The organism is Streptomyces sp. NPDC002785 (assembly GCF_040295565.1).
In the GTDB taxonomy this organism is placed as follows: domain Bacteria; phylum Actinomycetota; class Actinomycetes; order Streptomycetales; family Streptomycetaceae; genus Streptomyces.
In genome coordinates this window covers 19,896-33,592 of record NZ_JBEOVN010000066.1, presented here as the reverse complement: position 1 = coordinate 33,592, position 13,697 = coordinate 19,896, and the positions used below count along the sequence as shown (strand labels likewise).

General features: G+C 69.5%; 13 protein-coding genes and 2 pseudogenes. 6 read left to right on the top strand and 9 right to left on the bottom strand.

Features of this window, described 5'->3' with window-relative positions; genetic code table 11:
* The 3 genes from ABTZ94_RS17880 to ABTZ94_RS17870 form a co-directional block, all read left to right on the top strand.
* A partial coding sequence (locus ABTZ94_RS17880) for a transglycosylase SLT domain-containing protein (RefSeq protein WP_351202008.1) occupies positions 1-203 on the top strand: 203 nt, incomplete at its 5' end.
* Positions 204-410: 207 nt separating this feature from the next.
* Positions 411-674, top strand: a complete 264-nt coding sequence (locus tag ABTZ94_RS17875; RefSeq protein ID WP_351202007.1) for a hypothetical protein — start codon at positions 411-413, stop codon at positions 672-674.
* 396 nt (positions 675-1,070) lie between these two features.
* Positions 1,071-2,501 (top strand): chondroitinase-B domain-containing protein, encoded by a 1,431-nt coding sequence (locus ABTZ94_RS17870; RefSeq protein ID WP_351202006.1) that lies wholly within the window; start codon positions 1,071-1,073, stop codon positions 2,499-2,501.
* A gap of 338 nt (positions 2,502-2,839) precedes the next feature.
* Here the strand turns inward: ABTZ94_RS17870 and ABTZ94_RS17865 are convergent, their stop codons facing one another.
* From ABTZ94_RS17865 to ABTZ94_RS17845, 5 genes are all read right to left on the bottom strand, one after another.
* Positions 2,840-3,796 (bottom strand): aldehyde dehydrogenase family protein, encoded by a 957-nt coding sequence (locus ABTZ94_RS17865; RefSeq protein WP_351202005.1) that lies wholly within the window; start codon positions 3,794-3,796, stop codon positions 2,840-2,842.
* A complete protein-coding gene (locus tag ABTZ94_RS17860) occupies positions 3,796-4,305 on the bottom strand; it encodes a hypothetical protein (protein ID WP_351202004.1) in 510 nt (169 codons plus the stop codon). The genes ABTZ94_RS17865 and ABTZ94_RS17860 overlap by 1 nt, the downstream gene beginning before the upstream one ends.
* Positions 4,306-4,404: 99 nt before the next feature.
* Complete coding sequence (locus ABTZ94_RS17855) at positions 4,405-5,316, bottom strand: hypothetical protein (protein ID WP_351202003.1); 912 nt, start codon at positions 5,314-5,316, stop codon at positions 4,405-4,407.
* Between the two features lie 157 nt (positions 5,317-5,473).
* Positions 5,474-6,538, bottom strand: a complete 1,065-nt coding sequence (locus tag ABTZ94_RS17850) for a hypothetical protein (RefSeq protein ID WP_351202002.1) — start codon at positions 6,536-6,538, stop codon at positions 5,474-5,476.
* Complete coding sequence (locus ABTZ94_RS17845; protein ID WP_351202001.1) at positions 6,535-7,254, bottom strand: cupin domain-containing protein; 720 nt, start codon at positions 7,252-7,254, stop codon at positions 6,535-6,537. The genes ABTZ94_RS17850 and ABTZ94_RS17845 overlap by 4 nt, the downstream gene beginning before the upstream one ends.
* A 250-nt stretch (positions 7,255-7,504) precedes the next feature.
* On the opposite strand from ABTZ94_RS17845, the pseudogene ABTZ94_RS17840 reads away from it, so the two are divergent.
* Positions 7,505-7,733: pseudogene (locus ABTZ94_RS17840) on the top strand (alpha/beta hydrolase-fold protein); the annotation flags it as partial.
* A 412-nt stretch (positions 7,734-8,145) separates the two neighbouring features.
* Here the strand turns inward: ABTZ94_RS17840 and ABTZ94_RS17835 are convergent.
* Positions 8,146-8,367, bottom strand: coding sequence for a hypothetical protein (locus tag ABTZ94_RS17835; RefSeq protein WP_351202000.1), 222 nt, complete (start codon positions 8,365-8,367; stop codon positions 8,146-8,148).
* A gap of 719 nt (positions 8,368-9,086) precedes the next feature.
* On the opposite strand from ABTZ94_RS17835, the gene ABTZ94_RS37900 reads away from it, so the two are divergent.
* On the top strand, positions 9,087-9,308 hold the full coding sequence (locus ABTZ94_RS37900; RefSeq protein WP_502967263.1) for a Ku protein: 222 nt from the start codon (positions 9,087-9,089) through the stop codon (positions 9,306-9,308).
* A 164-nt stretch (positions 9,309-9,472) separates the two neighbouring features.
* On the top strand, positions 9,473-10,612 hold the full coding sequence (locus tag ABTZ94_RS17825; RefSeq protein WP_351202009.1) for an alpha/beta hydrolase: 1,140 nt from the start codon (positions 9,473-9,475) through the stop codon (positions 10,610-10,612).
* A 306-nt stretch (positions 10,613-10,918) separates the two neighbouring features.
* Here the strand turns inward: ABTZ94_RS17825 and ABTZ94_RS37895 are convergent.
* From ABTZ94_RS37895 to ABTZ94_RS17815, 3 genes and pseudogenes are all read right to left on the bottom strand, one after another.
* Positions 10,919-11,099: pseudogene (locus ABTZ94_RS37895) on the bottom strand (IS701 family transposase); the annotation flags it as partial.
* 48 nt (positions 11,100-11,147) lie between these two features.
* Positions 11,148-12,236: a SpoIIE family protein phosphatase gene (locus ABTZ94_RS17820; protein WP_351201999.1), complete on the bottom strand. Its 1,089-nt coding sequence runs from the start codon at positions 12,234-12,236 to the stop codon at positions 11,148-11,150.
* A gap of 435 nt (positions 12,237-12,671) precedes the next feature.
* Positions 12,672-13,691 (bottom strand): LacI family DNA-binding transcriptional regulator, encoded by a 1,020-nt coding sequence (locus ABTZ94_RS17815; RefSeq protein ID WP_351201998.1) that lies wholly within the window; start codon positions 13,689-13,691, stop codon positions 12,672-12,674.
* Positions 13,692-13,697: the final 6 nt, after the last annotated feature.

The following is a 13,697-nucleotide window of genomic DNA, read 5'->3' as shown; positions in this document are numbered from 1 at the left end:
GCGCCCAGAACAACTGGGACGTCAACGCGCAAAACGGCGTGCCGTCCAAGGGTCTGCTCCAGGTCATTCAGCCGACCTTCAACGCCTATCGCGTCACCGGCACCGCGAACGACCTCACCAACCCCGTCGCCAACATCACCGCGGCCGCCAACTACGCCGCCGACCGCTACGGGTCGATCGACAACGTCAACTCCGCCTACTGAGCCGAAAGCTCAGCTCCCGCTTCGCGAGCCAGGACCGGTACAGGCAGCACTATCGCTGCCTGTACCGGTCCTTCGGCTTACCAGCCCTTCATTGAGCTTTTCCACTTCTCGCGGCGCCGCAAGGCTGGTTGTTCGGTCAGGTTGTGCAGAGTGCGGCTGGTGCAGATCGATCGCAGACGGGTGAAGCAGCATCCGAAGCTCCGGTGCGTGGTTGATCCTCCTCCGCCTCGGACCGTCGGCGCCGAGCAGGACGACGCGGCCACCGAGAGCGAGACGGGCAGAGGTGCCTCCGGCTCGGGCACCTCCGGCACTTGGGCCGGTTCCAAGGAGAAGACCGGCGACAAGACCTCGGCCTGCGCCGTCTGCGACGTGCCCACCACGTACAGCACACTGACTGCGACGGACGTCTCGTGCCGCGCCTGTCGGGTCTTCCCGCTTCGATGCAGTCCGCTTTCCATCCTCGGGCGATAGGTCTGACGGCTGCTCCGCGGGCGTTAGTGAGACGTCAGCCGAACGTGAGCAGGGCGGCAGGGCAAGGACCGAAGCTGTGAACAGACCAGTTGTCCGCACCATCGACCACACACCGACCGCGCCACACAGGAGCCCCAAATGCGTACCTCCCTCCTCAGCCTTGCAGCTGCGCTCACCCAGCTCCGCCGCTTCTCCCACCCCCAGGGCGCCGGTCGGTCCACTTCTCAAGGGTTTGAGCCACGAGCGCGGCCGCGCTCCGGCAATAGGCGGCTCCCAGAAGGTCAGAGAGATCGATCCGTAGTGTCTTCATTGGCTCGTGTCCTAGTAACAGGGCACTGAGCGTTTCCCAACCTGAAGGTGCTGGCCCAGCACCTTCCCCTTCTTACAGGAGGCGTCGTGCAAAGACGCACATTTCTCACAGGCACCCTGCTGGGCGCAGCGTTCGCCGCTGTGCCGCTCTCCGCCCTGCTGTCGACCAGCGCGTCGGCGGCCACGGTGACGGTCGGTTCCCTGAACGACCTTCAAAAGGCGATCGACCGGGCGGTTCCCGGTGATCGGATCGTCCTGGCTGACGGTACGTACACCGTCCCGTCGGGTGGCGCCATCAGCGTTTCGGGCAAGAATGGCACCGGTGACGCACCGATCACCATCGTCTCGGAATCCCGCGGCGGCGCGGTGCTGCACGGCGAGCGCGGCTTCGTCTTCAGAGACTCGAGCCACATCACCGTCAGTGGCTTCGTCTTCAGGCAGAGCACCACTTTGGAGATCCCGGCGAGCTGTCCGCGCATCCGGCTGACCCGTAACGACTTCCGGTTTTCCGACATCAGCGGGCTCGACTGGGTCGTCGTGCGGGGCGACGACGTCAAGATTGACCGGAACCGTTTCCACGACAAGACGACCGAGGGCATCTTCGTCGTCGTCGACGGTTCCGGCTCGACCGCCATGGCCCAGAACCTGCACATCTTTAAGAACCACTTCTCCGACCACAGCTTCGCCGGCGCCAACGGCGGCGAGCCGATCCGGCTCGGCGTCAGCGGCCGGGCGCTGTCCAGCGCCAACGCGGTCGTGGAGTACAACCTGTTCGAGCGGTGCGACGGAGACCCCGAGACCATCTCGGTGAAGTCCTCGGACAACACCATCCGGTACAACACCATCCGCGACAGCCGTGGCGGAATCGTACTGCGGCACGGCAACCACTCCACGGTGGAGGGCAATTACCTGATCAACGGTGCCGACGGTCTGCGCGTCTACGGCAACGACCATCTGGTCGTCAACAATTACCTCGGCGGCCTGTCGGGCCGCGCGCTGGTGATCGGCAGCGGCACGACCCGCGACCATCACCCCGGCGAGACGACCGACGAGAGGCGGGGCAATGACGCGTGCGACCGCGCGGTGATCGTGCACAACACCCTGTTCGGCAACGCCGGAACGCTCTCGGGCGAGACCCGGGACTACGAGCCACAGGACGTGGTCATCGCCGACAACCTCCTGGTCGGCAGCGCCGGCAGCCTGGTCGCGATGGGGAAGACCACCCGGTTCACCTGGCAGAGCAACATCCTGTGGGGTGCGGCGTCCAACGGCAACATCCCCTCCGGCGGCTACCGCCGGGTCGACCCGCTCCTTCGGCAGGCGCCCGACGGGGTATTCCGGCTGTCGGCAGGCAGCCCGGCGATCAACGCCGCGACGCTGGGGAGTCCGCCTGTGGTCGATGACATCGACGGCCACTCGCGCGGGAGCACCCGTGACATCGGCGCCGACGAGTACTCGACACTGCCCCCCGTCCACGGTCCCCTCACGGCGGCCGACGTGGGTCCGAACGCGTCGTGAGCGGCCACCGGTGACGGGCGTCGGTGAGGCGGTCATGCCCGCCTCACCGGCTTGGCTGCCTCGCTGTTCTCCACAATGGGGCGGACCGAGCCGCGTCGCCTGACGCGGCGTTCGCTGCAGGACCCTGAACCGACCGGTATGCCCCGTCAGCAGCTCAGCGAACTCATCGACACACTGATTTCTGTGCTGGAAGTCCAACGCGAGCACGTACTCCACACACCTCGCGATCACGAGCGCCTGGTGGGGCCCGGGCGGCGGTACGCGAGTCGTTGCCGGTGCCGGCTTGGCTGGAAGGCCGGGCCGCAGTTCGTACCGAGGTCGTCCGGTGGCCCTCCGCCTCAGCTTTCGCGTACGCCGGGCGACAGCCGTACCGTCACCGTCTTGGGCCGTTGGTACTCCTGGAGCGCCAGCGTGCTCAGGTCCGTGCCGTGGCCGGACGAGCCACGCCCGCCGTGCGGGAGCTCCGCCGTCTGCACCAGATGGCAGTTGAGCCAGGCCTCGCCCGCGTCGAGGCGGGTCGCAAGATCGAGCCCCGTGCCGAGATCGGTCGTCCAGACACTGGCCGCCAAAGCCTGGGGGACACTGTTCGCCAGGCCCAGAGCCGCCTCCACGGTGTCCGCGTGCTGGACCGTGAGGAGCGGGCCGAAGACTTCCTCGGTGACCGTCGGGTCGTCGTGCGGAAGATCCGCAAGGAGAAGGGCCGCGCGCCAGTGGCCGTGCTCCTCGCCGGGCGGGGCGGCGATGTCCGCGGCCAGCTGTCGCTTCGCCGACGAGGAGGCGACGAGGGAGTCGTAACGCGCCACCTGGTCCGGGTTGTTCAGCGGGCCGAAGTCGCGGCCTGCCAGCCGGGCGCCCATCGCCTCCGTCAGGCGGGCTACCGTCGACTCGTAGTTCTCCGTGAGCGTGATGACCCGGGCCGGCGCCGCGCAGCTCTGGCCCGCGTTGTACGTGGCCGCTTCTGCGAGCGACGCATACGTGTCCGCCGGGGCGTCCGGGAGCACGACAGCCGGGGCGTTGCCGCCCAGCTCCAGGCTGATCCGGCGCGTCCCCGCCCGTGCCGCCACATCCAGTCCCGCCCGGCCGCTGCCCGTGAACGCGACCATGTCCACGGGGGACTCGACGAGCAGCCGACCCGTTAGCCGGTCTCCCGGAAGCGACTGGAGCACGCCCTCGCCCAGGGTCCGCTCGGCGTGCTCCGCCAGCAGTTGCAGCGTGTCCGGAGTGGTCTCCGCCGGTTTCACCACCACAGTATTGCCCGCGGCGAGTGCCGGGGCGCAGCGCCAGGCCGCCATCATCAGTGGATAGTTCCAGGGGACGATCGCCCCGTCCCGCCGTCACCAAAATCCTCGCTCCCGCCTCCGCCCGAGTCGCCCGAGGACGACGACTGGCTCTGTGCCTGCTGCTGGCGGAGCTCCTCTTCCTCCTCCGGGCTCATGCTGGGCGGCGGCAGCTGGGCGGCGGTGATGGCGAGGCCCGCCACGCCCAGGCCCGCGAGCATGACACCCATCCTGCCGCCGAACGACGTCCGGTTGACCATCACCGTCTCGCCGCGGCCCCATAGGGTGCGGCCGTATCCGATGTCCCGGGCATACGTCACCGTGCCGTCGGCGAGGGTGCGCTTGATGATGCGGTTGCCGAGGATCTCGTCGGTGCCGGAGGCGTTCCGGTTGTCGTGCCACCGCACGAAATCGCTGTGGGATCTCTCGCGGTGGCGCCACTCCTCCCGGCCGTCCTCGTAACGCCGGTGGACACTGCCGTCGGCGAGCAGTTCGTCGGAGTAACCGATCTCTTGAGGTCGGATCATCGTGTGCGTTCCTCGGGTCTGTGGGGCGGTCGTGGCCGCGGGAGCCAGGGCTCTCTCGGACGGGTCACCCCGCGGTTCACGGGCGGGTGACGCGGTGGATCACGACGCGGGCCAGGTCAGGAAACCCGTGGTACGCAGCCCGCGCAGTTCGGTCCACATGGAGTTCCGGGGCGGTCGAGGCCCCCGCGTGAGGCGCAGCACCGTACGCACCAGGCGGGGCGGTGACACGGCCGCGACCTGCGCGAACCGTCCCCGCGCCAGCCACGCGGCCTCCTGGGGCCGCAGTGCCGGAGGCCAGGGTCCGAGAGGCGGAGCCGGTGCCGGGCCGCGGCCGGTGGGAAGTCGCAGGGCCGCCGCGTGACGGGGCACGAGTCCGATCGACGCCACTCGTATGCCGGGGAAGCGGCCGAGAGCGGCCCTGATCCGAGCCGGGAGCTCGATGCCCTCCGGGCTCGCGTCGTGCAGCACATGGACCGTCGAGCCCTCCGCCCGCTCCAGCGCCGCGACGAGGCGAGGGGCGAGCGGCAGGGCATCGGCCGCCGCCAGGACGGGGCAGGCCGCCTCCAGATGCACATGGTTGGCGAGCAGCATGCGGGCGATCGAGCGGTCCTGGCAGACGAGAAGGCGGGGCAGCCCGTAGGCGTAGAGGTCGGGTTCGGAGGAATCGGGCGTGGCCGGGGGCCGTGGCGGTGCCGACGGTACCGGCGGGAGCAGGCCCTCCACGGTCTGCCTGCCCCGTGCCTCCAGGGCGCGCGTGAACGTGGGCACACGCAGGGGAGGGGCTGGGGTCCGCGGGATGCGGGTGAGCAGGGTCGCGGCCGGGCTCAGGACGCGGCAGGTCTCGTAGTAGAGCTGCCGTTCCGTGAACCTGACGCCGCTGGGGCCCGCGGCGCGGGCGGCGGCCCCGGTGATCGCGAGATCGAGGAGGCGGGCGCCGGGCCCGCGGCCGGTTCGGGGAGCCGGGGCGATGGAGGTCCCGCTTCCGGGGGCCTGGGGGCGTCGCGGGGTCATGCGGAGCTGGTGCCTTCCTTCTTGGACGTGCCAGCGCCGGGTCGGCCGGTGCCCCGCGCCCGAGGGGTCTGCGGGGTCTGCGGCCAGGTGAGGAAGCCGGCGCACACTCGGCCGGTGCGCTCCTTGTCGGTGAGCGAGACTGCGCAGCCGGGGCAGATCACCGCTCATCCGTCCGGTCCTGGGCCGTAGAGCCGGGCCAGGTCATGAATCCCACGGACGCGGCGCGGCGCCGTTCCGGATCGACGTTCCGGGTGACCTGTTCGGCGACCCGGGTGAGGATGGTGAGAAGCCGGGCGGGGGGCACGCCGACGAGCGGGAACCGCCAGCCCTTTCCCAGCCACTTCAGCTCCTCCTCGGTGAACTCCCCGAGCGCGGCGAGCCGCGCCATGGTCTCCCGGTCGGGCCGCTTGTCCCGGTCGCGGTAGGGCACGGCCCGGGCGAGACCACGGACGGTGCGCAGCGGCAATCCGGCGTCGATCACCGTGCGTTGCCCCAGACTCTCGCGGACGCGTCGGACGAGGAGTTCCCCGTGCGCGTCGGCGTCGTGGAGCACGATCACCGGGCCCCGCGTCGGCAGGGCGCGGACCGCGTCGAGATCCTTGGCGAGCGCGATCCCGTAACGGGCGGGCAGCCCGTTGGCGATCAGGAACGCCGTGGTAGATCGGTCGGGGCACAGGAGCACGGCCCCGGGCTGAGCGCCGGACGGCGCGCGAGTTCTGGTCCGAGAGGGAATGGGAGGGGTGTCGTCGACCACCCCGGGCGGCAGGCCGCCGTACACGTTCTGCCAGGGCGCGAGCGCCTCCGAGCGGAACGCCGCACGGCTCATGGCCGGGAACCCCCGGCCCGCACCGGCGGCTCGTGCGAGGGCGAAGCCCGCGGAGACGAGCAGCAGGGCGCCCGAGGCGAGGAGGAGGTACGCGATTTCGGTGAAGACGCCGATGAAGCCGACGACCAGGCCCACGAAGAGAGAGGAACCCGCACACCCCGGCGCGAAGTTGCTTTCCTTGAGGCGCGTGCGCGAGAGCGCGTACCACAACTGGTCCGGCGCCACCGCTATCCTGCCCTCCTCCGTCACCTTGGCGAGGATCCTGCGCACCCGCAGGTCGCTGAGGCCGAGGGAATTGGTCTTGGGGTCGAGCGAGTACGTGCGCCTGCAGTGGGAGCAGGTGTTGTTGGGGCGCTCCTTGCGGAGCAAGTTCTTCTCGCAGTGCGGACAGATCACCGGTGGACCTCCAGTGCGGTCGCCACACGGCGCAGTCGTGCGGCCAGACGCTCGCGGACGGTGGTGGTGGCGATGCCGCGGTCCCGCTGAAGGTGCTCGATGTCGCGCAGGGCGGCGGCGAGTGCGCGGTAGTCGGTGGCGGTGGCCACGGCCACCTGGCTGTTCGTCGGGGTCTCGCCCGCGGCGCGGCGCTCGGCCTCCCCGGCGGTGATCGCGTAGTCCTCGTGGTCGATCCCGTAACCGGTGTTGGCTGCGAGGATCGTCAGCGGATCGGTGCTCCTGTTCGCGAAGGAGTGGGGCATCATCTCCGGAATCCGTATCAGCATCCCAGGAGTCAGCGGGACTTCGGTGACCCGGTCACGGTCCGCGTCGTAGAGGCCGCACGCCGCTTGGCCCAGACTGAGGACGAAGTGCTCACCGCCGTGGGCATGCGGGGTGAAGGCGCTGCGCGGCCCCACGACACCGAGTTTGACCGTGGCGTTCGAGGGACGCTCGGGGGAGGTCGCTGCGTCGCCCACCAGGTAGTGGGCGAACTGCCCGTCATCGATGAAGCGGAGGAATTCCCGCTCGGGTCCGAGCTCGCGGGCGCCCTCGCGGTCGGCCAGCTCGATGCCTCCGTCCGGCCTCAGGCGGTACAGCTCCACACTCTCGGGGAGCGTGCCCCACGCTCCGCCCGGCATGGCGTCGGACATGCCGTCACGCGGTCTCCCGGACATCGCGCCTCCCCCTGTATTCCTCTGCGCGGCGCGCGCTCCGCAAGCGCATCGTATGGCCTTGATCCATAACAAGGGGAGCCCCTGGAGCGACTCTTGGACAACGTGCCACGGAACAATGGGCGAACGAGCGTCGGGCGGACGGTGCTGTACGCGGGGTATGGACCACGGACCCTTGGGCGACGTGCTGTCACTTCCGGGCGGGTGCGGGGCCGGTGTGCGCAGCGGTGCGCCACGGTCGCCGACTGCTGTCATGGCCTCAGCGTCGGCTGCCAGTGCGGTCGGCGACGGTTTCGGGCTGCGCATCGTGGACCGCAAATGAGAGTGATCCCCGCATGTGGTACTACCCCTTCGCGACCGACGCGATTGGCTGGGATCCGGGCGTCGATGTCCTGCTTCCTGACGGCTACCACACCAGCGGACGCACCTATCCAGTCCTGTACCTGTTCCAAGGCGGCGGTACCGACCAGGACTTCATCAGTGCTGCCGGGCACCAGATGTAGGTTCTCGCGGCCCGTGTCATCTGTCGACGCTGTGACCTGTGCGTTCTCACGGCGTCTCACACCATGTCATCCGCCGTGGTCTCAGCTCCGTGTCGTTTCGTCGACGGCGTATCTACTGATCGACTGGAACCGCCGCCCCAGTGTCCCGCCTCATGAGATCTTGCAGAGACAGGGGCGTTGACCAAGTTGCCGTCAACTTCGGAGATTGTCGGTGCCCAGGTAGGGAGTGCCGTTTACCTGTGGGCATGAGAGATCTGCAGCGCGCCCATCTCTGCGAGGGGCGGGCTGCAGATCACTGGGCCAGGGAACGGCCTACCGCGGTACGGGCATTTCCTGGCTGTGGAACTCACCGGATACTGCCGTCAGGGCGCATCCGGCAGGACCGTGACGGTCAGCCGATGTGATAGCCGTCGTACTTGCCGCCGCTGCAGCCCAGGTAGATGTAGTGGAAAACGATCTGGCCACCACCCGCAACGCACTCCTGGTAGCTCACGTATTGTATGCCGGCACTCGCCGTGGGGGTGACGGCCGAGGCGGTTCCGGTGCTGGCGAGGCCCAGACTCATGGTGAGGGCGGATCCCAGCAATGCGAGAGAAGTCAGACGGCGTCGCATCAATCAGCTCCAATTCGTGATGACCGTGAACGAAGCAAACGTAGCGACAGTTTTCGGGCGGTGACCATACGCGGGCGGCTTCTCAGGGGGACGTAGGGGGACAGGCAAGGGGTCCCGAATCAGCCGCCCGATGATGACGAATTGGGCCGGTCGCGGGCGTCGGGTTTGGTGAGCGGCCGGGTCACACATCCCCCCGGCGAGCACCCAGCTGTACGCACGCGCAGGACAGTTGCCGCCATCCTGCCGTCGCCCCCGGAAGCCGGCTCCGTCCGCCGTGCTGGACAGCGGGCGTGGTGAGGAAGCGGCTGATCTCGCGCGCCACGCTCTCGGGCTCGTCCAGCATGGACAGCACGTACGCGCCGGGCTACAGCACCTCGCCGCATTGTCGGAATATCTGAACGCATCCAGTATGCGGACGTCCCTCCGCCTTGCGATGCACCGCATCTGACGCCGCGCGACGATCCACCAGGGGTTACGGGACAGCTCTTGGCCAACCTCACGGCAATGTCGCAACCGCCATCCGTCCGGCAGTGACCGTGAGTTTCCGGCACGGAAAATGAGACCCTGCGCAGAGATGCCGAGGGACGGAGGCAGGCTGTAGGCATGTCGTGGCCCCTGTGGACCGGAGCGATCAGCTTCGGTCTCGTCACGATCCCGATCAAGGTAGTGAGCGTGGCCGAGGACCGGTCGGCCCATTCCACCAGGTCCACCTGGAGGGCATGGGCAGGATCCGTACCCGGAAGGTCCGCGAGACCGATGACGAGGTCGTGCCGCAGGAGGAGATCGGCAAGGGCTACGAACTCGGCAAGGTCCGGATCGTCCTGGTCAGTGACGAAGAGATTGCCGAGATCCTGCTGCAGTCCGTGAAGGTGATCGAAATCGTCGCGTTCGTCGACGTCGGCAGCATCGCCCCGATCCGGATCAGCGCCACCACGAACTGACCCGCTGGGCCATCGCCCGCCGTCACGCCGGGCGGACCGGGCCAGGAGGACACTGGCCGAGGGTTCCTCGCGTCAACACAGCGATCTCCGGCCTCTCGCGTTCGACGTAAAAGGTGGGAAAGCGGGTAAACCATCGTGGTGCGTACGGCATCCTCCCAGGCGTGATGAGCCTGACGGGGACACCTTTCTTCCTGGCCACGATCGCGCTGGCCGTGGTCACCGTGCTGCTTCCCCTGCTGACGTGGGGCAGGGTACGCGGCCCCGCCGTGGTGCGCGGCGCGGTCCGCCTGATGATGGTCGTCCTCGCGCAGGCGACAGCTGTGCTGAGCGTCTTCGTGGTGGTCAACAACACCAACGGCCTGTACGACAGCTGGGCCGACCTGCTCGGCACCGGACACCACATCGTCGCCGCGCCGGACCTCGGGCGCGATGGACTCGGGGATCACAGGCACCTGGTGAATGAGCCGAAGGTCGTCCAGGACTTCAGCCTGACGCACGACGCACGGATGGGCCGGGGCGTCCGTGTCACTCACCTGAACGGTCGGGTGTCGGGGGTGCGCGGCGAGGTGTACGTATGGCTGCCGCCGCAGTACGGCCAACCGGCCTTCCGGCACCGGAAGTTCCCTGTGGTCGAGCTCCTCGGCGGCTTCCCCGGATCGGCGAAGGCGTGGTTCAGCAGCCTGCGGGTGCAGTCGCAGCTGGAGGCCGGGATGCGGAGTGGGGAGATCGCTCCGTTCATCCTCGTGGAGCCACGGACCAATCTGCTGGCGGGTCAGGACACCGGGTGCGCCAATGTGCCGGGTGTCGTGGACGCCGAGTCCTGGCTGAGTGTGGACGTGCGGCAGATGGTGACCGACACCTTCCGCGCACAGAGCCGTGCGAGCGGCTGGGCGGTGGCTGGGTACTCGGCCGGGGCGCACTGCGCCGTGAAGATGGCGCTCTCCCACCCCGGCCGGTACCGGGCCGCCGTGGGCCTCTCCGGCTACAACGACCCGGCCGCCGAGCGGGTCTCCCTCACGGGCCGGGACCCGGAGCTGCGGCGGGTCAACAACCCGCTGTGGATTCTGCGCCACGCCACCACCCCGCCGCGCGTCGCGCTCTACCTCTCGGGCGGGCACAACGACGGCTACGGTGACGGTCTCGCGCTCCGGCGGGCGGCAGCGCCCCCGACGCGGGTGGTGGTGGCCGAGGTGAGCGGGCCGCACACCATCGGGCTGTGGAAACGTCAGGTGCCGCATGTCTTCCGCTGGCTGACGGCCGAACTGTCCTACGCGGGCCGGGTCGCTCCCGCGAAGGGCATCTGACCGGTGGGGGGTCGGCCGGGCCGGGGCGCCCGGATACGGAGCGTGGATCATCTGCGGTGAGCCCCGCCGGCAGGTGCGTGTACGACCTGCGCCACACCTGGATGACCACCAAACGTATCGGCGTGCGCTGGCGCATCGACGAACTCGGCAATGAATCCCGTGAGTTCCTCACCTTCCTCGCCGTTCACCTCGAGGAGGCGCCGCGGGCTGTCGTGTGTACCGCGCGCGAAGAGCCGGGCCCGTTGTCGCTCGCGTTCTCCGTGGCGCTCGCCCGGCACGGCAGCTCGCTCACCTTCCGCCGGACAGTAGGCCGAGGCCGTGTTTCATCTCGTGGCAGTCGTGCTCGATGCGCCGGCGGATCCTGGCCAGGCGCACGAGCCGACGGATCGGGCTGTCGGGCGGGAGGCCGGTGAGCCAGCAGTCCCCATGGTGCGTTCTCACCGGGAGGCCATTCGACCAGCAGGGTCTCGGACGGCAGCACGCCGTCCCGGGCGGCTGGGCCGCCGGCTTCGGCGGCGGCGAGCACAACGAAGTGCTATTGGTCGGGCAGGTGGTAGACGGCGAGGGCCGCGGTGTCGTCGCGGAGGCGGTTGTTGCTGTAGATGAGGAGGTCGTGGTGGAGGCGGTCGAGGAGTTCCCGAGGCTGGAGGGGGCCCCAGGAGAGGACACGTTGGGGGAGGGGGTAGAAGGCCCCGGTGGAGTCGCGTGCTTCGGTGATGCCGTCGGTGTAGAGCAGCAACTGGTCGCCGGGGCGGAAGGGGTACTCGTCGATCCGGTAGGCCTCCGTGAGAAGCATGCCGAGGTTGAGGGGCGGTGCGGGGTCGGCCGTCTCCAGCTCAGTGACTTCGTCGGGGCTGATGAGGAGGGGCGGGGGGTGGCCGCAGTTGACGATGCGGACCACGTGACGGTGAGGGATCTCCGCGAAGACGGCAGTGACGAAGCGCTCGCCCATGTCGCTTCCGGCTAGGCGGGCGGCCCTGCGGTTCATGCTGGTCTCCACCCGGCCGGCAACGGCGGCGAGGTCGGGTTCGTCGTGGGCGGCCTCGCGAAAGGCGCCGAGGAGGGTGGCGGCGGTCTCCACGGCAAGGAGCCCCTTGCCGCGGACGTCGCCGATGACAAGGCGGAGTCCGTACGTGGTGGGGACGGCCTCATACAGGTCACCGCCGATGCGTGCTTCCGCGGCGGCGGACAGGTAGAGGGATTCCACCAGAATGGGGCCGACACGGTGAGGGACCGGGCCGAGCAGGACACGCTGCGCGATCTCGGCCACGAAACGCACGGTGGCGAGGGTGCGTTCTCGGCGGGTGCGGTGGGCGGCCAGGATTGTTCCAAGGACGCCGACCAGAGCGGTGCACAGGTAGGCAGCCACGTAGTGGCGCTCCCACACGTAGTCCACCGGGCGGCCCGCGCAGCACGGGGTGCCGGCCAGGATCCCTTCGAAGGCGATCGCGAACACGGTGATGGCAGCGACGGCAGCGGGGCCGTGGGCGAAGGCGGCGATCACGGGGAGGGCGATGAGCAGGAAGCTCACCGGCCACTGCACGGGCGTAAGGGGTTCGAGCACCAGGATGCCCGCGATGTAGAAGGCGGGCAGCCAGCGCATCCATGCGGGCGCGGCCGGCACCTGCGGACCCCCACCGACAGGCTGCGCTGCCCAGCCGCTCGCCTCCCCGGGGCGGCCCGGCCACCTCACTGCTCACTCTGTTGCGGAGCGAGCGGCGCGAGCACGGACGCTGCTCGGTCGGAGGACGGAGCCACCGTGTGGCCTGCGCGCGGATGGCGCTCCTGGCAGCTCCACTCACACAGCCTGTACACGCGGGACTCCTGACACATGACGTGGTCAAGACCTCCATCCTGCTGCGCCGTAACGCTTCGGGCTGGTCATTGCTCCAGCCAATGGCATGTCAGGATCTTCGTGCGGGGTTGGCTCGTCGGGCGGAAATGGCTTACCCGGAACTGGTCGACGCGTTCCGGGAGCGCCAAGTGCCCGTCGTACCCATGCGCCCGGAGGCACTGAGCGAAGCCATCGAGCAGCCCAACAACCGGCAGGGGCGTGTTGTCAACCTCCCGGCCGAGTACAGCCGGGCCGGGCCCGGCGGCGTGAGGAGCGGCGGGGGTGGAGGACCGCCGGGACCGTCAGGGCGCCAGGGGGCGGCGGCGGGGCGGTGGGAGACAGGCGGGAGATCAGAGCCGTCACCGCGGTCTCGGCGATCGTTGCGGGATGCAGGGTCACGGTGCTCACCGGCGGATCGTTCTCGGCGTAGGCCTGGTCCTCGCTGGCGCAGACCAGGAGGAGGTCGTCGGGGATCCGCAGGCCGTGACGGGCCGCTGCGGCCAGGACCTGGCGACCGCCGGGGTCGTAAACCGTGTAGACCGCGTCGCAGGCGCGGGCGGCGAAGACGGCGTCGAAGGCGTGGCCCGACGTGTCGTACGGGTCGAAGGTGAGGACCAGCGGAGTCCGGCCGTGTTCGTGGCACCACTGCTCGTACGCGCGGGTCACTGCCCAGGTGTAGTGCTCGTCGCCGTACCCGGCGTGCAGGGCGATCCGCCGGGCGCCCGAGGCGGCCAGGTGGCCGATGACCTCGCGGGTGGTGGCGATGTGGTCGTTGTCGACCCAGACGTCCCCGGGCTTCGGATCGACAGGTCGGCCGTCGAAGACGAGCGGGATGCCCCGGGCACGCAGCGCACGTAGCACCGGGTCGTCCGTGGGACTGTCGAGGAGCAGCATGCCGTCCACGGTGAGGGTGTGCCATGGCGTCTCGGCCCCGCAGGTGGCGGGGAGGATCGTCAGGGCGTAGCCGTGGGCGTGCGCGGTGGCGGTGGCGACGGTGAGGAGCCGGGCGAAGTACGGGACGTCGAGGAAGTTCCAGGCCGATCCGGCATAGGTGGTGACGGCCACGCCCAGGGTTTTCCCGGTCCGCGGGATCCGCTGGGAGCCGTAGCCGAGCGTGGTGGCCACCTCGCGGACCCGGCGGCGCGTGGAGTCCGCGAGCCGGCCTGTTCCGTTGAGAGCGTGCGAGACGGTGGCGGTGGAGACCTCTGCGGCGCGTGCCACATCGGCGAGAGTGGGCCCTGACATGGTGTT

Bases quoted from the DNA above. Each gene is read 5' to 3' on its own strand.
- ABTZ94_RS17825 (WP_351202009.1), top strand. From the start codon at position 9,473: ATGAGCCTGACGGGGACACCTTTCTTCCTGGCCACGATCGCGCTGGCC.
- ABTZ94_RS17860 (WP_351202004.1), bottom strand. From the start codon at position 4,305: ATGATCCGACCTCAAGAGATCGGTTACTCCGACGAACTGCTCGCCGAC.
- ABTZ94_RS17815 (WP_351201998.1), bottom strand. From the start codon at position 13,691: ATGTCAGGGCCCACTCTCGCCGATGTGGCACGCGCCGCAGAGGTCTCC.
- ABTZ94_RS17865 (WP_351202005.1), bottom strand. From the start codon at position 3,796: ATGATGGCGGCCTGGCGCTGCGCCCCGGCACTCGCCGCGGGCAATACT.
- ABTZ94_RS17855 (WP_351202003.1), bottom strand. From the start codon at position 5,316: ATGACCCCGCGACGCCCCCAGGCCCCCGGAAGCGGGACCTCCATCGCC.
- ABTZ94_RS17845 (WP_351202001.1), bottom strand. From the start codon at position 7,254: ATGTCCGGGAGACCGCGTGACGGCATGTCCGACGCCATGCCGGGCGGA.
- ABTZ94_RS37900 (WP_502967263.1), top strand. From the start codon at position 9,087: ATGGGCAGGATCCGTACCCGGAAGGTCCGCGAGACCGATGACGAGGTC.
- ABTZ94_RS17835 (WP_351202000.1), bottom strand. From the start codon at position 8,367: ATGCGACGCCGTCTGACTTCTCTCGCATTGCTGGGATCCGCCCTCACC.